This window comes from Buchnera aphidicola (Shivaphis celti), assembly GCF_039349365.1.
GTDB classification, from domain to species: Bacteria; Pseudomonadota; Gammaproteobacteria; order Enterobacterales; family Enterobacteriaceae; genus Buchnera_L; species Buchnera_L aphidicola_AL.
Genome location: NZ_CP134977.1, coordinates 326,072 through 351,118, shown reverse-complemented (window position 1 = coordinate 351,118; position 25,047 = coordinate 326,072). Strand labels below are relative to the sequence as shown.

Here is a 25,047-nt window from a genome sequence, read left to right as displayed (position 1 = left end):
TGATATATTATTTAAATAATTATAATATTATGTTAATTGATTTTAAAAAAGATAATAATTTTTTATATTATATACATTTATTAAAGAAAAATAAAATTATTGCTTATCCGACAGAGTCTGTTTTTGGTCTAGGATGTAATCCTGATAATGAAAAGACGGTGATGAAATTAATAAAATTAAAAAAAAGAAAAAAAAATAAAGGTTTTATTCTAATTTCTGATAATTATAATAAATTCATTCCATATATTGATGAAGATCGATTATCTTATGCAAAGAAATGTGATTTAATTTCTAGTAAACATGATTTTGTGACTTTTTTAGTACCAGCAAAAAATACTATTTCTCAGTTGATTACTGGGTATTCTGATTTAGTTGCAATACGTATTGTTCATTATTCTATCTTAAAAAAATTATGTTATTTTTTTAAAAAACCAATAATTTCAACTAGTGCAAATATTTCTGGAATGAGTGCTGCTCGATCTAAGGAAGATGTATTAAAATATTTTGGATTATCTTTTCCGGTATTGTTTGGTGATATTGGAAAATTTAATTATCCTTCTAAAATTATTAATATTATGACCGGAGAATGTATTCGTGATGTTAAGTGATAATAATGTAAATTATATGTTATTTGGTAATCCTATTAAAAATTCTAAATCTCCAGAAATTTATAAAATATTTTCTAAAAATACTAAATTTTTTTTTCATTACGATGTGAAGTGTTTAGAAAAAAAAAATTTTTTTTCGTTTGTTTTAAATTTTTTTTCTACACATGGATTAGGTGCAAATATTACTGTTCCATATAAAGAACAAGCATTACATATTCCTCATGTTTTAACTGATATAGCAAGACTTTCTGGTTCTGTTAATGTTTTAAAAAAAATTGAAAATGATAGAATTTTAGGAGATAATACTGATGGAATTGGTTGTATATATGATTTGAAAAGATTAAATTTTATTGATAAGAAATATAAAGTATTATTATTAGGTGCAGGCGGTGCTGCTCGTGGAATTATTCCACATTTGTTGTTTTTAAAATGTTCTGTTGATATCGTTAATCGTACTTTTTCTAGAGCGCAATCTTTAGAAAAATATTTTGTAAAATATGGTTTAATTCGTGCTATTCATGTTTCTTGTATTAAATCTTTTGATTATGATTTGATTATTAATGCTACAACTTTAAGTAATAATCAAAAATTTCATTTTTTTTCTTCTGATGTGATTTTATATCCTGAACGTAATATATTTTATGATATATGTTATAGTGATGAATTAACTCCTTTTTTATCTTGGTGTAAAAATCATGGTGCTGTTTATTTTTCTGATGGTATTGGAATGTTAGTAAGTCAAGCAGCATATTCTTTTTATTTATGGAGTGGTATCTTTCCTTCTGTTGAAACGGTAATTTTTATTTTAAATAAAAATAAAAAATATATATTTTATTAAAATTATATTTTTAGAAAATATTCTTGACTATTTTTTGATGTTTTGTAATAATCTGATTCTGTAATTGTATGAAATTATGATTAATAACTTTATTGTTATATTGTTTTGTCCCCTTCGTCTAGAGGTCTAGGACATCGCCCTTTCACGGCGGCAACAGGGGTTCAAATCCCCTAGGGGACATAAAAATTAAAAAATATGTATCTAAAAAATCTGTTTTGTGTTAATATATAAAAATAATTTGAGTTTTATATTTTATTTTTATAAAATAAAATATGAAATTCGATATGTTCTTTTAAAATATAAAATTAATAAAAAAAACAACTATAAGTTGTTAGATCAAGCGATTAAGCGTATATGGTGGATGCCTTTGGCAATCAGAAGCGATGAAGGACGTGCTAATCTGCGAAAATTATCGGTAAGCTGATAAGAAGCGTTATAACCGGTAGTATCCGAATGGGGAAACCCGACATGAATTTTAATGTCATTATCAACTGAATTCATAAGTTGATAAAGCGAACCAAGAGAACTGAAACATCTAAGTATCTTGAGGAAAAGAAATCAATTGAGATTCCCTTAGTAGTGGCGAGCGAAAAGGGAGAAGCCTAGAGTTATACGCTAAATAAATTCTAATAGAATATTTTGGAAAAAATAGCGAAACATGGTGATAGCCCAGTATATGAAAGAATATATTTAGTAAACTCAAAAAGTAGAACGGGACACGAGAAATCTTGTTTGAAGATGGGGGGACCATCCTCCAAGGCTAAATACTCCTGATTGACCGATAGTGAACTAGTACCGTAAGGGAAAGGTGAAAAGAACCCCGGTTAGGGGAGTGAAATAGATCCTGAAACCGTATACGTACAAGCAGTAGAAGCCTAATTTATCAGGTGACTGCGTACCTTTTGTATAATGGGTCAGCGACTTGTATTTTGTAGCAAGGTTAACTTCTATATAAGGGAGCCGTAGGGAAACCGAGTCTTAAATGGGCGATAAGTTGCAAGATACAGACCCGAAACCCGGTGATCTAGCCACGGGCAGGTTGAAGGTTGGTTAAAACCAACTGGAGGACCGAACCGACTGATGTTGAAAAATCAGCGGATGACCTATGGCTAGGGGTGAAAGACCAATCAAACCGGGAGATAGCTGGTTCTCCTCGAAAGCTATTTAGGTAGCGCCTCGTAAATTCATCTTTGGGGGTAGAGCACTGTTTCGGTTAGGGGGCCATACCGGCTTACCAATCCGATGCAAACTCCGAATACCAAAGAATGTTATTACGGGAGACACACAGCGGGTGCTAACGTCCGTTGTGGAAAGGGAAACAACCCAGATCACCAGCTAAGGTCCCAAAATCATAATTAAGTGGGAAACGATGTGGGAAGTCATAGACAACCAGGATGTTGGCTTAGAAGCAGCCATCATTTAAAGAAAGCGTAATAGCTCACTGGTCAAGTCAGCCTGCGCGGAAGATTTAACGGGGCTAAATTATGTACCGAAGCTGTGGCAATAAAATATTTTTTTTTATTGGGTAGAGGAGCGTTCTGTAAGCCTGCGAAGGAATATTGTAAAATATTTTGGAGGTATCAGAAGTGCGAATGCTGACATGAGTAACGATAAAGCAGGTGAAAAACCTGCTCGCCGAAAAACCAAGGTTTCCTGTCCAACGTTAATCGGGGCAGGGTAAGCCGACCCCTAAGGTGAGGCCGAAGGGCGTAATCGATGGGAAACAGGTTAATATTCCTGTGCTTGATTTTACTGCGAAGGGGGGACGAAGTAGGTTAGATTATCTGGGTAACGGATATCCCAGTTTAAGCGTGTAGATATAATAACTAGGAAAATCCGGTTATTTTTAAGTTGAGGCGCGATGACGAGTTACTACGGTAATGAAGTAATTGATACCACACTTCCAGGAAAATCCTCTAAGCTATAGGTAAAATTAAATCGTACCCAAAACCGACACAGGTGGTTAGGTAGAGTATACCAAGGCGCTTGAGAGAACCCAGGTGAAGGAACTAGGCAAAATGGTGCCGTAACTTCGGGAGAAGGCACGCTGATATGTAAGTGATGAAATTTACTTTTTGAGCTGAAATCAGTCGAAGATACCAGCTGGCTGCAACTGTTTATTAAAAACACAGCACTGTGCAAACACGTAAGTGGAAGTATACGGTGTGACGCCTGCCCGGTGCCGGAAGGTTAATTAATGAAGTTAAAGGTAACACTTGAAGCTTTTGATAGAAGCCCCGGTAAACGGCGGCCGTAACTATAACGGTCCTAAGGTAGCGAAATTCCTTGTCGGGTAAGTTCCGACCTGCACGAATGGCGTAATGATGGCTAGGCTGTCTCCACCTGGGACTCAGTGAAATTGAAATTGCTGTGAAGATGCAGTGTACCCGCGGCAAGACGGAAAGACCCCGTGAACCTTTACTATAGCTTGACATTGAATATTGAATTTTAATGTGTAGGATAGGTGGGAAACTAAGAAGTTAAATCGCCAGGTTTAATGGAGTTAACCTTGAAATACCACCCTTTGACATTTAGTATTCTAACCTAATATCGTTATCCGATATAGAGACAGTGTCTGGTGGGTAGTTTGACTGGGGCGGTCTCCTCCTAAAGAGTAACGGAGGAGCACAAAGATTGGCTAATCACGGTCGGAAATCGTGAGGTTAGTGTAAAGGCATAAGCCAATTTAACTGCGAGCGTGATAACGCGAGCAGATGCGAAAGCAGGTCTTAGTGATCCGGTGGTTCTGTATGGAAGGGCCATCGCTCAACAAATAAAAGGTACTCCGGGGATAACAGGCTAATACCGCCCAAGAGTTCATATCGACGGCGGTGTTTGGCACCTCGATGTCGGCTCATCACATCCTGGGGCTGAAGCAGGTCCCAAGGGTATGGCTGTTCGCCATTTAAAGTGGTACGCGAGCTGGGTTTAGAACGTCGTGAGACAGTTCGGTCCCTATCTGCCGTGGGCGTAGGAAGATTGAGAGGGTCTACTTCTAGTACGAGAGGACCGAAGTGGACGCATCACTGGTGTTCGGGTTGTCATGCCAATGGCATTGCCCGGTAGCTATATGCGGAAAAGATAAGCGCTGAAAGCATCTAAGCACGAAACTTGCCTCAAGATTAGTCTTCCCTGAGACGAAAGTCTACTGAAGGGTTGTTGGAGACTACAACGTAGATAGGCTGGGTGTGTAAGCATAGTGATATGTTGAGCTAACCAGTACTAATTACCCAAGAGGCTTGATCTTACAATATTATAGTTGTTTTTTTGATTTTATATTTTAAAATAACATATAAATTATTATATCCTGGTAAAAATAGTGTAATGGTACCACCTGATTCCATTCCGAACTCAGAAGTGAAACATTATAACGCCGATGGTAGTACGAGGTCTCCTCGTGTAAGAGTAGGTCACTGCCAGGATATTATTTTTTATTATATTTATTTTTAAGTAATTTTTTTCTTTTATTTGATATTTTGATTTGAAAACAAAAATATTATTTTATAGATTTAAATTATTAATGTTTTTTATCGTTTTTTCTTTTTTTTTTTTTTTTTTTTTTTGATAATATTGTTTTTTTACTTTTTTAATAATATTATATTTTCTTGTATCGATTGAGATTATTATTTTTAATTTTTATTATTTTTTTAATATTATTATATATTTGCTTTAGTTTTTTTTTTTTTTTTTTTTGTGTTTGAGTACAAGGTAAGTTAGATGTCCAAGATTAAGGGTAACGTAAAGTGGTTTAATGAATCAAAAGGTTTTGGTTTTATTACCCCTGAAGATGGCAGTAAGGATGTTTTTGTTCATTTTTCAGCCATTCAAAGTAATGGTTTTAAAACTTTATCTGAAGGTCAAAGTGTGGAATTTGAAATTACTGAAGGAGCAAAAGGTCCTTCAGCAGCTAATGTGGTTAGCTTATAATTCTATACATGGTAGAAACTAATTAAATTAGTTTAATGATTTTACTCATGAAATATAATCACCACAGTGTAAACTTTTATTTTTTCTGTGGTGAAATTTTATATAGTATAATACTAACATTATATCATATTATGATATACTATTATTATAATTATATTTTATTTTATTTCTATATAAGAGTTGATAATGTTAAGAATTTTTAATACATTAACAAAACAAAAAGAACTTTTTAATCCGATTGATATAAAAATAGTTAACATTTATGTATGTGGAATTACAGTTTATGATTATTGTCATATTGGACATGCAAGAACATTTACAGCATTTGATATGATCATTAGATATTTACAATATCTAAAGTATAATACTAACTATGTTCGAAATATTACTGATATTGATGATAAAATTATTTATACTGCTAAGAAAAATAAAGAAGATTATTATAATTTAACAAATCGAATGATCTTTTTTATGAAAAGAGATTTTAAAAAATTAGGTTTATTAGATCCTAATTTTGAGCCAAGAGTAACAGATCATATTTCTGATATCATTCATTGTATTAATATTTTAATAGGAAAAAAATTTGGGTATATAGCAAATAATGGAGATGTAATTTTTTCTGTTAATCATTATCAGAATTATGGAGAACTTTCTAAACAAAATATTAATAAATTAAAATTTAGTCAAGATTCTAATATATTTCAAAAAAAATGTACACAAGACTTTGTTTTATGGAAAAGAGTATCTAAAATAGATACTCCAAACTGGGATTCTCCATGGGGATTCGGTCGTCCTGGATGGCATATAGAATGTTCTACTTTTAATCATATATTTTTTGGAAAAAATCTTGATATTCATGGCGGAGGATCAGATTTATTATTTCCTCATCATGAAAATGAAAGAGCACAATCTTCTGCATTATATAATAAAAATACATATGGAAAATATTGGATTCATATTGGTTCAATATTAGTTAATAATAATAAAATGTCAAAATCTTTAAATAATACTGTTTTTTTATATGATATATTAAAAAATTATAATTCAGAAATTATACGTTATTTTTTCTTATCTACTCATTATCGAAAACCAATATCATTTGATGAAAAAAAATTATATAAAGCAATTTTTGATTTAAAAAAATTATATACTGTACTAAATTTCATTAAAGATCGAGATACCGTGTTTAATAAGACTTTTTCTTTACAGTATCAGCATTTTTGTGCAAAATTTTTTGATGCTATGAATAATGATTTTAATACTCCTCATGCAATTTCTGTTTTGTTTGCTTTAGTAAAGCAAATTAATATACATATTAGAAAAAAAAATAAAAATTTATATATCCAATTAATATATCAATTGAAATTTTTAGCAAATATTATTGGTTTATTAAATCAACATCCTCAATTGTTTTTAAATTCTTTGAATGAAATTTTAAAACGTTAAAATGGAAAATATTATTGAAATGAATGATAGTAATGCTTATTTTGATAAGCATCAAGCGTGTTTTGTAATAATGTAACAACAGTCATTGGTCCTACCCCTCCAGGAACCGGAGTAATGTAAGATACTTTCGGTAGTACAGAATCAAAATTAACATCTCCCACAATTTTATCTTTAGAAGAAATTTTGTTTATTCCAACATCAATAATAATTGCATTTTTTTTAAATTTTTGTTGATCTAAAAAATTTGGTTTTCCAACTGCTACAATAATTAAATCTGCATTTTTAATATATTTATTTAAGTTAATAGTGAATCTGTGTGTAATAGTTGTGGTGCATCCTGCTAGTAATAATTCTAAACTCATTGGTCTTCCTACAATATTCGATGCTCCAATAACTAATGCATTTAATCCTTTAATTTCTATTTTATATTCTTTTAATAAAGAAATAATTCCTTTGGGAGTACAAGGTCTTAATTTTGGATTTTTTTGGCATAAGCATCCAATATTATATGGATGGAAACCATCAATGTCTTTTTTTGGATGAATGTGTTCAATAATTCTTCTTGTGTTGATTTGATTTTGTAATGGTAATTGTATTAAAATTCCGTCAATTTTATCATTTTTATTTAATTTTTTTATTAAATTAATTATATCTTTTTCTGAAGTAGAATTTTTTAATATCCATTCTTCTAAATAAAATCCTACTTTTTTACAAGCGTATTTTTTATTTTTGATATATACTTCAGTAGATGTATTATTTTTCATCCAGATTACTGCTAATCCTGGCGGTCTTTTTCCATATCGAGTCTCATTTTGTACTGTTTTTTTTATATTTTTGATGATTGTGTTTGTTAAATTTTTACTATACATGATTTTATTTTTTATGTTCATATTTTTTAATTTTTATTGAATTAATAGATATTATTGTTTATAATGTAATTGTGGTATCTATAATATAGAATATTTTTATTACTTTTAAAATTTATTCTTTTGAAGATCTATTTGCGCTCTTAGCTCAGTTGGATAGAGCAACGGCCTTCTAAGCCGTAGGTCATAGGTTCGAATCCTATAGAGCGCATATAAAATTGTTATGATTTTATAAATTTATTATTCAATATTAATGTAAAATATTATATTTTTTGAAGATTTTCTTTTATTTCTTTGTATATTTTTTCTATTTTTTGTGCTGCATTAATTTTATAGTACCGTATTTTTTTTTTTTTTATTTTATTATCATAAAATTTTATTATTTCTGTTTTCATTTTTTGGTATTCAAATAACCTTGTATTGATTATATGAATATTATCATCTTTTCGAATTGTCAATTCATCGTTTGTAATATCATCTCTGTTTTTTATTTTTGGAGGATGATATTTAATATGATATGTTCTTCCTGATTCTTTATGTATTCTTCTTCCTAAAATTCTTTCGTATATTTTTTCTAATGGTAATATAAATTCTATAATATAGTTAATATATATATTTTTTTTTTCTATTTCCTTTGCTTGAATTATTGTTCTTGGTACGCCATCGAGAATAAATCCGTTGGTAAATTTTTTTTGATTTATTTTTTTTTGTACTAAATCTAATATTATATTGTCATCAATTAATTTACCATGATTCATATTGTGTTGAATTATTTTCCCTAATGTTGTTTTTTTTGAAATTTCTTTTCTTAGGATATCTCCTGGAGAGATATGAAAAATATTAAATTTTTTTGTAATTAATTTTGCCTGTGTTCCTTTTCCTGAACCAGGAGGACCAAAAAATATAATTTTCATAAAATTATTTTTATTTTATATTTTCGTTATTGATTAGTAATTTATTCATGTTTTTTATAAAATGGTTTGGGTTATCTAAAGATCCTTGTTCAGATAATAAGGATTGATCAAATAATAAATTAATCCAATTTTTAAAATTATGTTTATCTTGTATATTCATAATTTTTTTTATTAAATCATGATCTATATTAATTTCTAATATATATTTTACTGGTGGAACTTTTTGACCGGCAGCTGTGAATAATTTTGCCATATGTGGACTTAGTGTATTTTTATTTGCAATTAATGCAGCAGGACTGTGAATTAGTCGATCACTTATTGTTACTTTTTCAACTTTTTCTTTTAACGTATTCTGTATGTTTTCTAAAAAATTTTTTATTTCAGGATTTTCATTATAATTTTTATTATTTTTTTTAAATTTTTTTTCAAATTCATTATCAATTTTATTAATTGATTGGAATTTTTTATTTTTAAATTCAGTTAAATAATTCATCATCCATTCATCAATACGATTTGATAATAATAATACATCAATGTTGTTTTTTTGAAAAATTTCTAAATGTGGACTGGTTTTTGCTGATTCATAGTTTTCTGCAATTAAAAAATATATTTTTTCTTGATTTTCATGCATATTTTTTATATATTCATTTAATGATAGAATCGATTCATGAGAATTATTTTTCATCGATGTAAATCTTAATAAATTAGCAATTTTTTCTCTGTTAGTTGTATCTTCTGCAATTCCTTCTTTAAATATTGTTCCAAATTCTTTCCAAAATATTTGATATTTTTTTTCTTTTTTATTTGATAATATATGTAATAAATTTAATACTCTTTTTGTTAAAGATAATTTTATTTTTTTTGTAATACTGTTTTCTTGTAATATTTCTCTTGAAATATTTAATGGTAAATTTTCAGCATCTAATATTCCTTTTATAAATCTTAAATAATTCGGTAAAAAACAACTAGCATCGTCCATAATATAAGTTTTTTTAATATATAATTTTATTCCATTATTTTTATTATCTTGTTCCCATATATTCCAAGATGATTTTTTTGGAATGTATAATAAATTGATATATGGTTGTGTTCCTTCAATATGATTATGTGTCCATGCTAATGGACCATTTGTATCTTTCGTAATATCATAATAAAAATCTTTATACTCTTTTTTAGTAATTTGCGATTTTTGGAAAGTCCATAATGCTTTAGCTTTATTAATTTGTTTCCAAGAAAATGTTTTATTTTTTGTGTTATATTCTTGTATTTCGATAGGAATAGTAATATGATCAGAATATTTATTGATAATATTACGTATTTTCCATTCTTCTAAAAATTCTTTTTCGTTATCTTTTAATAAAATTTCTACTTCTGTTCCATGTTCTTCTTTATAAATTGTATTAATCAAATATTCTTCAGAACCATTTGATCTCCAAAAAATACTATTATCTGGATTATTTTCCTGCATATGTCTTGTTTTTACTGTTATTTCTTTTGCTACCATAAATGCAGAGTAAAAACCGACACCGAATTTTCCAATAAGTTGATTATTTTTTATTTGATCTGGTGATAAATTTTTTAAAAATTTTTTTGTTCCAGATCTTGCTATTGTTCCCAAATTTTCAATTATTTCTATTTTATTCATCCCAATTCCATTATCTGAAATGGTAATCGTATTTTTTGATTTATTTAATATAATACGAATGTATTCTTTTTCTTTTTTTTTAATTTCATTTTTTGACAATAATAAATTAAAACGAAGTTTGTCAATTGCATCAGATGCATTGGATATCAGTTCTCGTAAAAATATTTCTTTGTTGGAATATAAAGAATGTATCATTAAATGTAATAGTTGTTTAATTTCAGATTGAAATTGATGTTTTTCTATTTTTTTGTTCATTATGTTCTCGTTTTAGTTGACTTGTTATATAATTAACATTATTTTTTTAAATTTGTATTTTTTGTAAATGGCAAATCAGGATTGAGAATAGAAATCTTTTTTTGTTTTTCGTCATGTATTTTTTTATTAGCAGAATTAAATGCTGCAATAATTAAATCTTCTAACATTTCTTTTTTTTCTTTTTTTAATAAATTGGCATCGATTTTTAAATTAGTGCAATGGTATTTTCCATTTAAATTAATTTTAATTAATCCTGCTCCTGATTCTCCTGTAACTGTTAAATTGGAAATTTCTTTTTGTGCTTTTTTCATTTCTTCTTGCATCTTTTGTGCTTGTTTCATTAAATCGCTAATATTGTTTTTATTAAACATATTTTTCCTTTTAAAAAATTTTATTTTATTTTTTTGTCATGATATTTAATATTGTGATTTATTTTATATTGAAATTTATTTTCATTATAATATAATTTATGTTGAAATATAAATTTATTTTTCTATTGCATGTATTAAATTTAATAAAATAATTTCTACCCCTATTTTTATTGTAGGTGCAGTATGTAATGTTTTTTTTCCCATTAAAACAATTTGATAATATTTTGTTAGATTTTTATAACTGATTAATTTTGCAAGATTCATAATTGTTTCTGTATTTGAATTTTTTATCATTGTTAAATGCAATGTAGTATGTTGTATTATTGCAATTTCATGAAATATTTTTAATATTTCTATTAATATATTTTCAAGATTTATATTTGAATAATATATTTTTTCGATATAATGCATTAATTTATTAGAATTTTTTTTTAAAATTAACATAATAATTTTAATAGTTTTTTCTTTATCTAATATACCAAACATATTGATTATACATTTTTTTGTAATTTTTTGATTACTTAATATCAGTGCTTGTTCGGTTAAATTTAATGCATCTCGTAAACTTCCTCCAGAATTTTGTGAAATTATTTTTAATGCATCATCTTCAAAATACACTTTTTCTATGTTTAATATTCTTTTTAAATAGTTTTGTATTTTTTTTTCATTAATTTTTATAAATTGAAAGTATATACATCGGGATAAGATTGTTGGTGGTATTTTTTTTATTTCTGTCGTGATAAAAATAAATTTAATGTATTCTGGAGGTTCTTCAAGTATTTTTAATAGAGAGTGGAAACTATGTCTAGATAACATATGTATTTCATCAATAAGATATATTTTGTATTTTCCTTTCATTGGAATATATTTTGCAGTTTGTAATAATTCTTTAATATCTTCTACTTTAGTTTTAGAAGCTGCATCTATTTCTATGAGATCGGGAAAACATCCATTTTGCATATCATAACAATGATTGCATTTATTGCATGCATACATATTTTTTCTGTTTTTGCAATTTAAGCTTTTTGCTAGTAATCTTGCAGCGGTAGTTTTTCCTGTTCCATGAGGACCAGAGAATATCCATGACTGATGTAATTTATTTAATGTAAAGCTATTTTTAATCATTTCAATAATATGATTTTGTCCAATCATATCAGTAAAACTAGTAGGTCGAAATTTTCTTGCTAAAATTATATAATTCATGTATTTTATTTTCTCAATTTATATCATTTTAATATATTAATTAATTAAAAATAGATAAAATATTTTATTATCTATCTTTTTTTTTTGTTTTTTTGTATAATAATTATGTATTATTTGAATGTCTTTGTTAATGATTATTGAATACTGTTTTAATATATTTAAATAATTAGTCAGGTCTGGAAGGAAGCAGCTAGGTTAAATATATAACAGGTATTTATTGTCTTAACAAAGACGATTACTATTTATTCAAGTAAGTATTTTTTGTAGTAACTATTTCTATTATTTAATAATTTTTTTTTTCCTCCTTGTTCAATAATTTTCCCATCTTTTAAAATAATAATATTTTTAGCATATTTTATTGTAGATAATTTATGGGCAATTATAATAATAGTGCTGTTTTTTTTTATTTTTATTAATATTTTTTGAATAATATCTTCTATTTCAGGATCTATATTAGAAGTGAATTCATCTAATATTAAAATTTTTGGTTTAATTATTAAAACTCGTGCAATGGATATTAATTGTTTTTGTCCAATAGATAAATTCTCATAACCTGATTGCAAAAAAGTATGTATTTTATTTTCTAAAGATTGAACAAAATTATATAATTTTATTTTTTTTAAAACCTTCCATACTTCTATTTCTGATACATTTTTTCCTAAACTAATATTGAATAAAATTGTTCCGCTTAATATACATGGATTTTGTTGTACTATATAAATATTTTTTTTTAATATCTGATAACTCAGTGTAGAAATTTTTCGGTTATCAATGAATAAATTTCCTTGTTGAATGATATAGTGTCCCATAATTAAATTTACTAGAGTACTTTTTCCACTCCCTGTTTCTCCAATAATCGCTGTAAATTCTTGATATGGAATAGTCAAATTAATGTTGCTTAATATTTTTTTACTATATTGATTATATTGAAAATTAAGATTTTTAAACTGAATCTTCCCTGTTATAAGATTACTGTTGTCATTTCCATATTTTTGTTTTGGATAATCTAACAAATGAAATATTCTTTCTCCTGAAACTATTGCTTGTTGCAACATAGTTTGTTGTGTAGTAATAATAATTAATGGTTCATTTATTCGATTTAAGTAACTAATAAAGGCATATATTGTTCCAATATGAATAATATTAATAGGTGTAGTAATAAAAATACTCATTAATCCACATAGTATCACAGAGGAAATTAAATTTATTAATGGTCGAAGTAATAAACTATCTATTTTTAAAATATTTATTTTTAATTGATAATGCGATGTATTAGATTTTTTAATTATTTGAAGAAATTTTTTTTCTTGTGAAAATTGTTGAATAATATGAATTCCGTTAATAATTTCATGGAATTCATGATTTATTTTTGTTAGCAATGAGCGTATTTTTCTTAATTTTGGTATACAAAAATATTGATAAAATAATATTATTATTATGACTATCGGAAATAACGTTGTAGCAATAATTGCCATTTTCCATTGTAAGAAAAACATTGTAATTAACATAATAATAATTAAAGAGATATTTTTAAAAATATTTATTAGAACTGTGTCATATAATTCTTTCAGTATTTCTGTATCATTTGTAATAATTGAAATAATATCTCCTATCGGAGTTTTATTAAAAAAGTATAGTGGTTTTGATATTAATGAAGTAAAAACTTCTATTCTAATTTTTTGAATTATTTTAATAGCAATTTTGTTAAATAATATTGTTTGTAAATAGTTTAATATAATGGATGTTGTTTGTGATATAAAATAAAAAGATAAAACGGATAATAGATATATTTTATTTACCTGTTTTATTTTTTCTATATGATTGATAAAATAACTAATTAAACATGGCCCAATTGTTTCTAATATGGATGCAAAAAATAGTATTAAAAATGCTGTATAAATTTCTTTTTTCCAAAATTTTCCGTAATATAATAAACGTTTTAGTGTTGGCCAACCTAATATTAAATTAGCCATATTGTTTCCTTTTTTTTTTTTTTGCAATCGTATTAAAATTGTATGATATAATTTATTTTTGTTGTTTGCACATGTTTTTATACCAATGATTGTATTTTAGTAATTGATCGTGCGTTCCAATATTTTCAACTTTTCCATCATTAATAATAATTATTTCTTTTAATTGATTTAATATATATAATGCATGTGTTACTATAATGATGGTATGTTTTTTTTTTTTCCACAAATTAATATTTTTAAATATTTTTATTTGATTTATTTTATCTATTGCAGATAATGCATTGTCTAAAACTAGAATTTCTTTATTATATAATAAAGATCGTGCTATTGAGATCCTTTGTTTTTGCCCTCCTGATAGATTCTCACCTTCTTTCCCTATTTTTGTGTTATATTGTTGAGGAAAATGCATAATTTCGTGATGTATATTAGTTATTTTAGTAACGTATTCGATTTCTTTTTTTGTTGCATGTTTTTTTCCCAATGTGATATTATTTTTAATAGTATCTGAAAATAAAAATGTAGATTGATTGACAACAGAGATGTTTTTTCTCCAATCTGAAATTTTATAATGATTAATTGGTGTGTTATTGTATAAAATGGTTCCTTCTGTACATTCTAAGTTTCTTTGTAATAAATTAATTATTGTGCTTTTCCCACTTCCTGTAGGTCCACATAAACCAATAGTTTTGTTAAAATCAATTTTAATAAATATATTTTTTATAATTGATTTTTTACTATTTTCATAATTAAATTTTTTAATTTGAAAATAAATATCTTTTTTTTTTTTTATTATATTTTCTTTTTTATCTATAAAGAAATTATTTTTGTTCATGATGTTTTGTAATCTATTCCAAGAAGCATTTCCTCTTTCAAGTATATTGTACATCCAAGCTAATGCTAACATTGGCCAAACCATTAATCCTAAATACATTATAAAACTTGTCAGATTGCCAATAGTAATATAATTATTACAAACGAAATAACTGCCAATTATAATTGCTAAAAAATTTGAAAACATAATAGCTGAATAAATAATTGGTTCGAATTTTGCTTCAATTTTTGATAGTTGGATATTTTTTAATTTAGCCTGTATAGTATTTTTTTTAAATTGATTAATTATATATTTTTCTAATCCAAAATTTTTAATCATATATATATTTTTTGTATTTTCTTGAACATAATTATTTAAATTAGAAAATGTTTTTTGTGATTTCTGAAAAGATAAGTATAATTTTTGACCATAATAAATAATTAAAATAGTCATTATTGGCATAGGAATTAAACATATTATTGTTAATATGAAATTAATTTGTGTAAACATCATGATAATTACAGAAGATCCAGTAACAAGAGAATCTATTAATGTTAATACTCCCTCTCCTGCAAAAAATACTATTTTATCAACGTCATTAGTTGATTTAGCCATTAAATCACCAATACGGTTTGTTGAATAAAATATGATGTTTTTTTTAACTAGATATTTATATATTTTTTTTCTTAATATAACTGATAATTTATATGCTGCACCAAATAGTAATATTCTCCACAAATATCGTAAAATATATATTATGATAGCAATTAGTAACATACTGCTAATTAATAAGAATGATTTCAATGTATATTTTTTTTCTATCATAGCATGATCAATCAATATACCAATTATCTTGGGAGGGAGTAATTGTAAAATTGATATTATAATTAATAAAAATATAGATCCTGTATATCTTTTCCATTCTGCTCGAAAATACCAGCTAATTTTTTTAAATAATTGCACAAAATTACCTTATATTTTTATGTAAAATTTTATTAATATAATTTTATATTCAATTTTCTAGGTAAATATTTTATTAAATATTTAAAATATTTGAATATTATTAGCTTAATTTTATATGTTATTTTTATAAGGTGGATTTTTTAAAGCAATTAATAACACTTCTTTTATATTTTTTACAGGATGTATATTTAATTTCAGTAGTATTTTTTGAGATATTTCTGTTAAATGGTATTTATTTTTATACGGTATAATAATAGTTTTTACACCCCCTCGGTGTGCTGCAAGCAATTTTTCTTTTAATCCTCCAATAGTTAGGACATTTCCATTTAATGTAATTTCTCCTGTCATCGCGATGTCTAATTTTACTGGATTTTTTGTTAATATAGATACCAATGCTGTACATATTGCGATTCCTGCACTTGGTCCATCTTTTGGCGTTGCTCCCTCTGGAATATGTACATGTATATCATATTTTTCATAAAAGTTAGATTGAATATTTAATCTAACAGACTGTGATCGTACTACAGTAAGTGCTGTTTGTATAGATTCTTGCATTACTTCTCCCAACGATCCTGTATAAATTAATTTTCCTTTACCGGGTACACATGCTGTTTCGATTGTTAATAATTCTCCTCCAATTTCTGTCCATGCTAATCCATTGACTTGTCCAATTTGATTTTTATTTTGAATTTTACCATAGTAAAATTTTTTTACACCAAGGTATTTTTTTAAATTTTTACTATGAATATTAATATTTTTAATTGAAGTATCCATAACAATATTTTTTATTACTTTTCTACATATTTTTGCTATTTCTTTTTCTAAATTTCGTACTCCTGCCTCTCGTGTATAATAATTTATAATATTTTTTAGAACGTTATCTGTAATATTTATTTCTTCGTTTTTTAGAGAATGTCTTTTAATTTGTTTAGGTTTTAGGTAATTTTTAGCTATATTAAATTTTTCTTCTTCAGTATAACTTGAAACATAAATTATTTCCATTCTATCTAGTAATGGATTGGGAATGTTTGTTGAATTAGCAGTAGCAATAAACATGACTTCTGATAAGTCATAATCTAATTCTAAGTAATGATCGTTAAAATTTTTATTTTGTTCAGGGTCTAACACTTCAAGTAAAGCAGAAGTAGGATCTACTCTAGTATCATTAGATATTTTGTCGATTTCATCTAATAAAAATAATGGATTTTTTACACCGACCTGAGCCATATTCTGCATAATTTTTCCTGGAAGGGAACCAATATATGTTTTACGATGTCCTCTAATTTCTGCTTCGTCTCTTATACCTCCAAGAGCCATTTTAGTATATTTTCTTCCTGTTGCTTTAGCAATAGATTTTCCTAAAGAAGTTTTTCCTACACCTGGAGGTCCTACTAAACATAGTATTGGTCCTTTCGCTTTATTTTTAGTTCTTGTTTGTACAGCTAAGTATTCTAATATCCTATTTTTTACTTTTTTTAAACCAAAATGATCTTTATCTAATATTTTTTTTGCCTGTTGGATATTTTTTTTTATTCTGCTTTTGATAGACCATGGGATTTGTAGTATCCATTCAATATATCCTCTTATTACAGATGCTTCTGCAGATATTGTAGACATCATTTTCAGTCTTTTTAACTCTCCTAATGCTTTTTTTCGTACTGTTTTTGGTAGTTTTAATGTATGAATTTTATTTTTTAGTACTTCGTATTCTTTTTTTGTGTTATCTATTTCTCCTAATTCTTTTTTTATGGCTTTTATTTGTTCATTTAAATAGTATTCTTTTTGGTTTTTTTCCATGTTATTTTGTATTCGATGTCTTATTTTCTTTTCAATTTCAAATAAATCAATTTCTGATTTTAAAGTTAGAATTAAATATTCTAGTTTTTTGTTTACATCAGACATTTCTAAAATTTTTTGTTTATCATATAATTTTAAAGAAAGATGTGACGATATTATATTAGATAATTTTGATGCGTTTTTGACTTCTTGTAATGAATTTACAATTTCCATAGGAATTTGTTGGTTAAAACTTAAGTATTTTTCAAATATTTCTATAGCTAATTTCATCAATACCTTATTTTCTTTTTCGTTTACTGTGTAAGAATTAATGTATTGAATTTCTCCAGTTAAAAACTTTCCCTGATCATTTATTGAATAAATTTTTGCTCTTTTTAATCCTTTTACTAAAATCTTTATTGTTCCATCTGGTAGTGTAAACATTTGTAATATTTTTGAAATTGTACCAATATTAAATAATTGATGTATTTCTGGATTTTCTATTGTAGATTTTTTTTGTGTAACTAACATGATTTGTTTGTCTTTTTTTATGGAATATTCTATACATTGAATAGATTTTTTTCGACCAACAAATAATGGTATTATGATATTTGGATATATAACGATATCTCTTAATGGCAAGATAGGTATTTTAATATATTTAGAACATTCAGAATTCATATAATTCTCTTAGTTTAATTTATTTTTAATATTTTTATCATATTAATTTTATTTCATTAATTATAATTTATTTTAATAAATTATATATATTGTATATTTTATATGTTATAATATAAACTATTCTTTATGATTCTTTATTTTTATGAAATATAATAATTGGTTTATTATTTTTTTGAATTACAGATTGTGTAATTTGTACTGTTTTAACGTTTTTCATTGATGGTAATTCATACATTGTATTTAATAAAATATTTTCCATAATAGATCGCAATCCTCTTGCTCCAATATTTTTTAAAATAGCTTGTTTAACAATTTCTTGTATTGATTGTTTTGTAAATTTTAATTTAATATTATCTAATGCAAATATGCTTTGATATTGTTTAATTAATGCGTTTTTTGGTTCGCATAATATTTTAGTTAACATATTTTTGTCAATTGGATTTAATGTTGCAATAATAGGTAATCTTCCTATAAATTCTGGTATTAAACCAAAGTTTATTAAGTCTTTTGGTTCTATGTTTTTTAAGAAATTGTTTTTCTTTTTTGGAATTTGAACTTCTTTATTGAATTGATAAAAACCTATTTTAGTTTTATTTTTTATTTTTTGATGAACTATTTTATCTAATCCATCAAATGTTCCTCCACAAATAAATAATATTTTTGCAGTGTTAATTTGTAAACATTGTTGATCTGGGTGTTTTCTTCCTCCTTGTGGAGGAACAGATGCGATAGTTCCTTCAATAATTTTTAATAATGCTTGTTGTACTCCTTCTCCCGAAACATCTCTCGTAATAGATACATTATTAGATTTTTTTGCTATTTTATCAATTTCATCAATATATATTATTCCTTTTTCTGCTTCTTGAACGTTGTAATGACATTTTTGCAGTAATCTTTGTAGTATATTTTCAACATCATCTCCGACATATCCTGCTTCAGTTAATGAAGTGGCATCGACAATAACAAATGGAATATTTAATATTTTAGCTAATGTTTCTGCTAGTAATGTTTTTCCACTTCCTGTTGGTCCAATCAATAGTATATTACTTTTATTTAGTTCTGTATTATATTGTTCTTTTATTTCTGTTTGAAATGTTATTTTTTTATAGTGATTATATATTGCAACAGATAATATTTTTTTTGTAGTATTTTGTCCTATAATATAGTCATCTAATTTTTTCTTTATTTCTTGAGGGGTTAATATTTTTTTTTTAATGTCCATTATATTTTTTTTAAATTGATTATTTACCTGTTAAATGATAAATTATTATATCATTTAATATTAATTTGTAGAATATGTTGATATTTTATATTTTTATATAAATGATGTTTGATCAATCTTTTTTAATTTTTTAATATTTTTTTATATTTAATTGTTTTGTGAAATATTTATTTCTTTTTTTTTAATATTTCATCGATTAAACCATATTGTATTGATTCTTTTGCATTGAAAAAACAATCTCTTTCTGTATCTTCTTCAATTTGTTCAACTTTTTTTCCTGTATGTAATGCAAGAATTTTATTGATTGTATTTTTTGTTTTAATCATTTCTTTGGTATGTATCATAATGTCAGATACTTGTCCTTGATATCCTCCTAATGGTTGATGAATCATAATTCTTGAATGATTTAAGCTAAATCTTTTTTTTTTTGTCCCAGAGCATAATAAAACTGCAGCCATGGAACATGCTTGTCCAATACATATGGTATTAATTTCTGGTTGAATGAATTGCATGGTGTCATAAATAGACATTCCTGCAGTTACTACTCCACCTGGAGAATTAATATACAAAAAAATATCTTTTTTTGGATTTTCTGATTCAAGAAATAACATTTGTGCAATAATAGTATTAGACATACTATCTTCAATTGTACCTGTAATAAAAATAATTCGTTCTTTCAGTAGTCTTGAATATATATCATATGATCTTTCCGTCAAGTTAGTTTTTTCTATGACTGTTGGAATCAAATGGTCGTTTATTTTTGTTTTTTCTTGATTTTTTAACATCTCTTTATCCTATGAAATTATTTTATTTTAAATAAATGATTAGATATGGTTAAATTTTAAATAATTTTTTTTAAGTTACAGTGCATATAATTGATTTTAAATATTTTTAACGAAAAATTTATAATTTTTTTTTCAAAAATAATTTTTTTAATATAATTATTTATCATTTCTTTTTGTTGTATATTTTTAGTTATTTCGATAAAATATTTTTTCTTTTTGGTGATGTTTTTTATATATTCTTCTATTTCTTTTTTTGTAACAGTGATGTTTTTTTGATGTGCTATTACTTTTATTAATATTTCTATTTTTAATTGTTCATCAATTTTTTTATTAAGGTTTTGGTAATATTTTATTTCTAATATATTTCCATTTTCTGTAACATATTTTTTTCTTCTTTTCTTATTTTCATTTACATATTCTTTCTGTAAAATATTTTCAGGAATATTAAAAAAATTTGTTTTTTTTAGCTTGTTTATTAATTGATATTTTAAATAGTTTTCTTGAAAATATATTTTTTTTTTTTCTAGTTTTTTCTTAATATAAGAAAATAGTTCTTGATTGTTACGAAAATTGTATTTTTTTTTTATTTTTGTCATATATTCTTTTGCTGAATATATGTATTGTTTATATTTTATAGTTTGAATAAATATTTTTATATATACTGTTTTCCCGCATAAATTGATGTCTGGATGTTCTTTTGGGATTTTTTTTTCTATTGTAAATTGGTCTCCACATTTTTTATGAGATATGACTGCTGTAAATTCTGGAATGAATTGGTTTTTTTTATAAATAAATTTTATTCTATTTTTATGAATTTCTTTATTTTTTATAAATACTGTGTAATCTATTTTTATTTGATCATTTTCAACAATTTGATCTTTTTTGTTTATCCATATAATTTTTTTTTTTCTAAAAGTATTTATATAATGTTCTATGTCTGTTGTAGATATTTCAATTATTGGTACATCTATTTCTATTTTTTTTAAACTTTTCAAATTAATTTCAGGCAAAGATTCAAAATAAATTGAAAAAATAAAATCAGACTGTTTGTGATATTGATTAATTTGGATTTTAGGAGTGTTAATCACTTGGATATTTTTTTTTTTTATTATTTTTTTAAAATTATTGTAAATAATTTCATTAATTACGTTATTTTCAATTTGATTTTTATATTTTTTTTTTATAATTTCGATAGGAATTTTATTTTTTCTAAATCCATTCATTGTGGTATTTTTTCTTAATTTAATTATTTCTTGTTTTTTTAATTCAGCAATTTTGTTAAATGGTATAGTAATTTTTAATTTTTGGTGGAAATTTTCCATTTTTTCTAATATAAATTGCATTAATTTTCCTAATTGATATGATTTATGGTAAGTAAATATAGTTTTTTAAATATTTTTATTTATACATCTTATATGATTCATTTTTTTATTTTTTTTTTTCCATTCTTGCATAGTATATGTATGTATTGATAATGCGTATATTTCATTTTTCATTTCTTTTCTTAATAATTTATATATTTTTTGATGTCTTTCAATCATTTTCATATTGTGAAAATCATCACTTACAATTAGTATTGATAAATGTTTTTTATCATCATGCATGCGATGATATATACTGTTATCGTATATTTTTATAATTTGAGTAAAAAAAAATTTTTTTATTTTTTTTATAATCATAATTTAAAATTTATTGATATTTTTTTAATTTAACATTAATGATATTTGATAATATCATTATAATTTTAAAAGTTCAATCTCAATATATTGATTGATATGATATGTAATATAATAAATATTCCTAACTTATATGTTTATATATATATATATATATGTTTATTTTTTTTTTTTTTTTTGGAGGTGTAAGATAATTTTATGAATATAAAAAATATTTTTGAAATTATTGTTTTAATTTTTGGGATATTTATTTTAAGTTGTTTCCATGGTTCTATTATACATCCAGTTGAGGTAATATCTATTCAACAATATAAACTCATTTGGATTGTTTTTTTTGCAATGTCAATTTTAGTTATACCAGTTATTTTAATGACTTTATTTTTTGTATATAATTACCAAGATAATAAAATGAATACTTATCGTCCAGATTGGTCGCATTCTGTTAGAATAGAATTAATTATTTGGACAGTTCCTATTATTATAATTTTATTTCTTGGTTTTATTGCATGGAATACTTCACATCAATTAGATCCTAGAAGAAGAATTGTTACAAGAAATCAACCTATTGTAATTAATGTTGTTGCATTAAATTGGAGGTGGTTATTTATATATCCTCATGAAAAAATTGCTACAATTAATGAAATTGTTATTCCAGACAATACTCCAGTTATTTTTAATATTACTTCTCATTCTGTTATGAGCGCTTTCTTTATTCCTCGTTTAGGTAGTCAAGTTTATGCTATGCCAAAAATGTTTAAGCATTTAAATTTAATTGCTAAATTTCCAGGAAAATATAATGGTTTTTCTTCAAATTATAACGGAGCAGGATTTTCTAATATGAAATTTCGTGTTATTGTCGTTCCAAAGTTTTATACATTTTATAAATGGAAAAATCATCTAAAAAAATTTTCACATGCATTAAATAATTTTCAAAACATTCGTAGCATTTTAAAATTGAATACATCGAGAAAAATTGAATATTTTTACTATTATGATACGAAATTACTGAATTATGTAATTAGTTGTAAATAATTTTTTATATTTATAATGTTAATATGAAATGTTATTGTTATAATTACTTTTTGTAAAATAAATAGGAGATAATATGTTTGGAAAATTAACTTTAAAAGATATTCCTTATCATGAACCTATTATTATAATCACTTGTATGATCATTTTTTTCATTAGTTTTTTTGTTTTTTTACAGATTACTAAATTAAGAAAATGGAAATATTTATGGTTGCATTGGTTAACTTCTGTGGATCATAAAAAAATTTCTATTATGTATCTTGTTTTAGCTTTAATTATGTTGTTTAGAGGTTTTACTGATGCTTTAATGATGCGTTTACAACAATTTTTTGCTTCTTCGAATGGAAATGGTTTTTTACCTCCTCATCATTATGATCAAATTTTTACTGTGCATGGGGTAATTATGATTTTTTTTGTCGCTATGCCTTTAATTTTTTCATTGATGAATTTTATTATACCTTTGCAAATTGGAGCAAGAGATGTTGCATTTCCTGTTTTAAATAACTTAAGTTTTTGGTTTACTGCTAGTAGTGCAATTTTATTAAATTTTTCGTTAATTATTGGTGAATTTGCTAGAACAGGTTGGTTGGCATATCCCCCACTTTCTGAAATTCAATATAGTCCTGGAGTAGGAGTAGATTATTGGATTTGGAGCTTACAAATTGCTGGAATTGGAACAACTCTTAGTGGAATTAATTTCATTGTTACAATTTTAAAAATGAGAGCACCTGGTATGAATATGTTTAAAATGCCAGTGTTTATTTGGACAACCCTATGTTCTAATGTTTTAATTATAGCCTCTTTCCCTGTATTAACTATGACTTTAATACTACTTAGTCTAGACCGTTATTTAGGATTCCATTTTTTTACTAATGATTTAAATGGTAATTCTATGATGTATGTTAATTTAATTTGGATATGGGGACATCCAGAAGTTTATATTTTAATTTTGCCTGCATTTGGAGTATTTTCTGAAGTAGTAGCAACATTTTCTCAGAAAAAATTATTTGGTTATTATTCTCTTGTTTGGGCAACTATAGCAATTACAATACTATCTTTTATAGTATGGTTACATCATTTTTTTACAATGGGGGCGGGATCTAATGTAAATGCATTTTTTGGAATTACTACTATGATAATCGCCATACCTACAGGAGTAAAAATATTTAATTGGTTATTTACATTGTATCAAGGTCGTATTAAGCTACATTCAGCTATGTTATGGACTATTGGTTTTTTAGTAACATTTACTATTGGTGGTATGGCAGGTGTGGTTCTTTCAATTCCAGCAATTGATTTTTTATTACATAATAGTGTATTTTTAGTAGCACATTTTCATACTGTTATTATTGGAGGAGTTGTTTTTGGTTGTTTTGCTGGGATTAATTATTGGTTTCCTAAATTTTTTGGATTTAAATTAAATGAATACTGGGGTAAAATATCTTTTTATTTTTGGTTTATTGGATTTTTTGTTGCTTTTATGCCATTGTATTATTTAGGATTTATGGGAATGACTCGTCGTCTTGGTCAAAATATTAATCATAATTTTCATTTTATGTTATTTATTGCTGCTATTGGATCGTTTTTAATTTTGATAGGAATTATTTGTCAGATTATACAGTTATATATTTCCATTAAATATAAAAAATTTTATATTGATAATAGCGGAGATCCTTGGAATGGTAGAACTTTAGAGTGGAGTACTTCTTCTCCTCCTCCAGTATATAATTTTTCTCATATTCCTCATGTTATAGATGTAGATGATTTTTGGTATAAAAAGAAAAATAATTTGTTAAATAGAAATAATATATATCATAATATACATATTCCTGAAAATACTGCTTTAGGAGTAATATTAGGAATTTTTTCTTTATTATTTGGATTTTCCATGATATGGTATATTTGGTGGATGTGTATTTTTTCTGTTTTTTTTGTTATTGTTATATTTTATATATATATGTGTAAAAAAGAAAAATTTATTTATATAAAAAGTATGAAAATTAAAGAAATAGAGGATAAATATTTTATAAATTATAAAAAAAAGTAAAGGAAATGCAA

The 25,047-nt window shown here is 25.1% G+C and carries 17 protein-coding genes, 2 tRNA genes, 2 rRNA genes and 1 pseudogene; 10 read left to right on the top strand and 12 right to left on the bottom strand.

Annotation, left to right across the window (positions count from 1 at the left end):
- Positions 1-29: 29 nt before the first annotated feature.
- The 7 genes from RJT40_RS01660 (at position 30) to cysS (ending at position 6,819) form a co-directional block, all read left to right on the top strand.
- Positions 30-608 carry a Sua5/YciO/YrdC/YwlC family protein gene (locus tag RJT40_RS01660; protein ID WP_343182452.1) on the top strand — a complete coding sequence of 193 codons (579 nt, stop codon included), beginning with the start codon at positions 30-32 and terminating at the stop codon, positions 606-608.
- Positions 598-1,446 (top strand): shikimate dehydrogenase, encoded by an 849-nt coding sequence (aroE, locus tag RJT40_RS01655; RefSeq protein ID WP_343182451.1) that lies wholly within the window; start codon positions 598-600, stop codon positions 1,444-1,446. Before RJT40_RS01660 ends, aroE begins: the two co-directional genes overlap by 11 nt.
- Before the next feature lie 107 nt (positions 1,447-1,553).
- Positions 1,554-1,626, top strand: a tRNA-Glu gene (locus RJT40_RS01650).
- Positions 1,627-1,780: 154 nt separating this feature from the next.
- Positions 1,781-4,693, top strand: a 23S ribosomal RNA gene (locus tag RJT40_RS01645).
- Positions 4,694-4,752: 59 nt separating this feature from the next.
- Positions 4,753-4,868 (top strand): 5S ribosomal RNA (rrf, locus tag RJT40_RS01640).
- Between the two features lie 295 nt (positions 4,869-5,163).
- Complete coding sequence (gene cspE / locus RJT40_RS01635; protein WP_158349571.1) at positions 5,164-5,373, top strand: transcription antiterminator/RNA stability regulator CspE; 210 nt, start codon at positions 5,164-5,166, stop codon at positions 5,371-5,373.
- Between the two features lie 186 nt (positions 5,374-5,559).
- A complete protein-coding gene (gene cysS / locus RJT40_RS01630) occupies positions 5,560-6,819 on the top strand; it encodes a cysteine--tRNA ligase (protein ID WP_343182450.1) in 1,260 nt (419 codons plus the stop codon).
- Positions 6,820-6,830: 11 nt separating this feature from the next.
- On the opposite strand, the gene folD is transcribed toward cysS, so the two are convergent.
- Positions 6,831-7,709 carry a bifunctional methylenetetrahydrofolate dehydrogenase/methenyltetrahydrofolate cyclohydrolase FolD gene (gene folD, locus RJT40_RS01625; protein WP_428994186.1) on the bottom strand — a complete coding sequence of 293 codons (879 nt, stop codon included), beginning with the start codon at positions 7,707-7,709 and terminating at the stop codon, positions 6,831-6,833.
- 113 nt (positions 7,710-7,822) lie between these two features.
- Between folD and RJT40_RS01620 the strand changes: the two genes are divergently transcribed.
- Positions 7,823-7,896, top strand: a tRNA-Arg gene (locus RJT40_RS01620).
- Between the two features lie 52 nt (positions 7,897-7,948).
- Here the strand turns inward: RJT40_RS01620 and RJT40_RS01615 are convergent.
- The 11 genes and pseudogenes from RJT40_RS01615 to RJT40_RS01565 form a co-directional block, all read right to left on the bottom strand.
- Positions 7,949-8,599: an adenylate kinase family protein gene (locus RJT40_RS01615; protein WP_343182449.1), complete on the bottom strand. Its 651-nt coding sequence runs from the start codon at positions 8,597-8,599 to the stop codon at positions 7,949-7,951.
- A gap of 10 nt (positions 8,600-8,609) precedes the next feature.
- Positions 8,610-10,499: a molecular chaperone HtpG gene (htpG, locus tag RJT40_RS01610; RefSeq protein ID WP_343182448.1), complete on the bottom strand. Its 1,890-nt coding sequence runs from the start codon at positions 10,497-10,499 to the stop codon at positions 8,610-8,612.
- Positions 10,500-10,537: 38 nt separating this feature from the next.
- Positions 10,538-10,870, bottom strand: a complete 333-nt coding sequence (locus RJT40_RS01605; RefSeq protein ID WP_343182447.1) for a YbaB/EbfC family nucleoid-associated protein — start codon at positions 10,868-10,870, stop codon at positions 10,538-10,540.
- A 114-nt stretch (positions 10,871-10,984) separates the two neighbouring features.
- Positions 10,985-12,073 carry a DNA polymerase III subunit gamma/tau gene (dnaX, locus tag RJT40_RS01600; protein WP_343182446.1) on the bottom strand — a complete coding sequence of 363 codons (1,089 nt, stop codon included), beginning with the start codon at positions 12,071-12,073 and terminating at the stop codon, positions 10,985-10,987.
- Positions 12,074-12,315: 242 nt separating this feature from the next.
- Complete coding sequence (locus RJT40_RS01595; protein ID WP_343182445.1) at positions 12,316-14,046, bottom strand: ABC transporter transmembrane domain-containing protein; 1,731 nt, start codon at positions 14,044-14,046, stop codon at positions 12,316-12,318.
- 52 nt (positions 14,047-14,098) lie between these two features.
- A complete protein-coding gene (locus RJT40_RS01590; RefSeq protein ID WP_343182444.1) occupies positions 14,099-15,820 on the bottom strand; it encodes an ABC transporter transmembrane domain-containing protein in 1,722 nt (573 codons plus the stop codon).
- A gap of 111 nt (positions 15,821-15,931) precedes the next feature.
- Entirely contained in the window at positions 15,932-18,277 is a 2,346-nt protein-coding gene (gene lon / locus RJT40_RS01585) for an endopeptidase La (protein ID WP_343182443.1), read from the bottom strand.
- Positions 18,278-18,401: 124 nt separating this feature from the next.
- Positions 18,402-19,511: pseudogene (gene clpX / locus RJT40_RS01580) on the bottom strand (ATP-dependent Clp protease ATP-binding subunit ClpX); the annotation flags it as partial.
- Positions 19,512-19,666: 155 nt separating this feature from the next.
- Positions 19,667-20,284, bottom strand: a complete 618-nt coding sequence (gene clpP / locus RJT40_RS01575; protein ID WP_343182442.1) for an ATP-dependent Clp endopeptidase proteolytic subunit ClpP — start codon at positions 20,282-20,284, stop codon at positions 19,667-19,669.
- Between the two features lie 56 nt (positions 20,285-20,340).
- The gene (tig, locus tag RJT40_RS01570; RefSeq protein WP_343182441.1) at positions 20,341-21,627 is read right to left on the bottom strand and encodes a trigger factor; all 1,287 of its coding nucleotides are present in this window, start codon (positions 21,625-21,627) and stop codon (positions 20,341-20,343) included.
- Positions 21,628-21,672: 45 nt separating this feature from the next.
- A complete protein-coding gene (locus RJT40_RS01565) occupies positions 21,673-21,963 on the bottom strand; it encodes a BolA family protein (RefSeq protein WP_343182440.1) in 291 nt (96 codons plus the stop codon).
- Between the two features lie 195 nt (positions 21,964-22,158).
- Between RJT40_RS01565 and cyoA the strand changes: the two genes are divergently transcribed.
- Positions 22,159-22,992, top strand: coding sequence for a ubiquinol oxidase subunit II (gene cyoA, locus RJT40_RS01560; protein ID WP_343182439.1), 834 nt, complete (start codon positions 22,159-22,161; stop codon positions 22,990-22,992).
- A gap of 73 nt (positions 22,993-23,065) precedes the next feature.
- Entirely contained in the window at positions 23,066-25,036 is a 1,971-nt protein-coding gene (cyoB, locus tag RJT40_RS01555; RefSeq protein ID WP_343182438.1) for a cytochrome o ubiquinol oxidase subunit I, read from the top strand.
- Positions 25,037-25,047: the final 11 nt, after the last annotated feature.

What these genes read in the sequence shown, in the direction of transcription:
- RJT40_RS01660 (WP_343182452.1), top strand. Translation starts at nt 30, where the DNA reads ATGTTAATTGATTTTAAAAAAGATAATAATTTTTTATATTATATACAT.
- aroE (WP_343182451.1), top strand. Translation starts at nt 598, where the DNA reads ATGTTAAGTGATAATAATGTAAATTATATGTTATTTGGTAATCCTATT.
- cspE (WP_158349571.1), top strand. Translation starts at nt 5,164, where the DNA reads ATGTCCAAGATTAAGGGTAACGTAAAGTGGTTTAATGAATCAAAAGGT.
- cysS (WP_343182450.1), top strand. Translation starts at nt 5,560, where the DNA reads ATGTTAAGAATTTTTAATACATTAACAAAACAAAAAGAACTTTTTAAT.
- folD (WP_428994186.1), bottom strand. Translation starts at nt 7,709, where the DNA reads ATGAACATAAAAAATAAAATCATGTATAGTAAAAATTTAACAAACACA.
- RJT40_RS01615 (WP_343182449.1), bottom strand. Translation starts at nt 8,599, where the DNA reads ATGAAAATTATATTTTTTGGTCCTCCTGGTTCAGGAAAAGGAACACAG.
- htpG (WP_343182448.1), bottom strand. Translation starts at nt 10,499, where the DNA reads ATGAACAAAAAAATAGAAAAACATCAATTTCAATCTGAAATTAAACAA.
- RJT40_RS01605 (WP_343182447.1), bottom strand. Translation starts at nt 10,870, where the DNA reads ATGTTTAATAAAAACAATATTAGCGATTTAATGAAACAAGCACAAAAG.
- dnaX (WP_343182446.1), bottom strand. Translation starts at nt 12,073, where the DNA reads ATGAATTATATAATTTTAGCAAGAAAATTTCGACCTACTAGTTTTACT.
- RJT40_RS01595 (WP_343182445.1), bottom strand. Translation starts at nt 14,046, where the DNA reads ATGGCTAATTTAATATTAGGTTGGCCAACACTAAAACGTTTATTATAT.
- lon (WP_343182443.1), bottom strand. Translation starts at nt 18,277, where the DNA reads ATGAATTCTGAATGTTCTAAATATATTAAAATACCTATCTTGCCATTA.
- clpP (WP_343182442.1), bottom strand. Translation starts at nt 20,284, where the DNA reads ATGTTAAAAAATCAAGAAAAAACAAAAATAAACGACCATTTGATTCCA.
- tig (WP_343182441.1), bottom strand. Translation starts at nt 21,627, where the DNA reads ATGCAATTTATATTAGAAAAAATGGAAAATTTCCACCAAAAATTAAAA.
- RJT40_RS01565 (WP_343182440.1), bottom strand. Translation starts at nt 21,963, where the DNA reads ATGATTATAAAAAAAATAAAAAAATTTTTTTTTACTCAAATTATAAAA.
- cyoA (WP_343182439.1), top strand. Translation starts at nt 22,159, where the DNA reads ATGAATATAAAAAATATTTTTGAAATTATTGTTTTAATTTTTGGGATA.
- cyoB (WP_343182438.1), top strand. Translation starts at nt 23,066, where the DNA reads ATGTTTGGAAAATTAACTTTAAAAGATATTCCTTATCATGAACCTATT.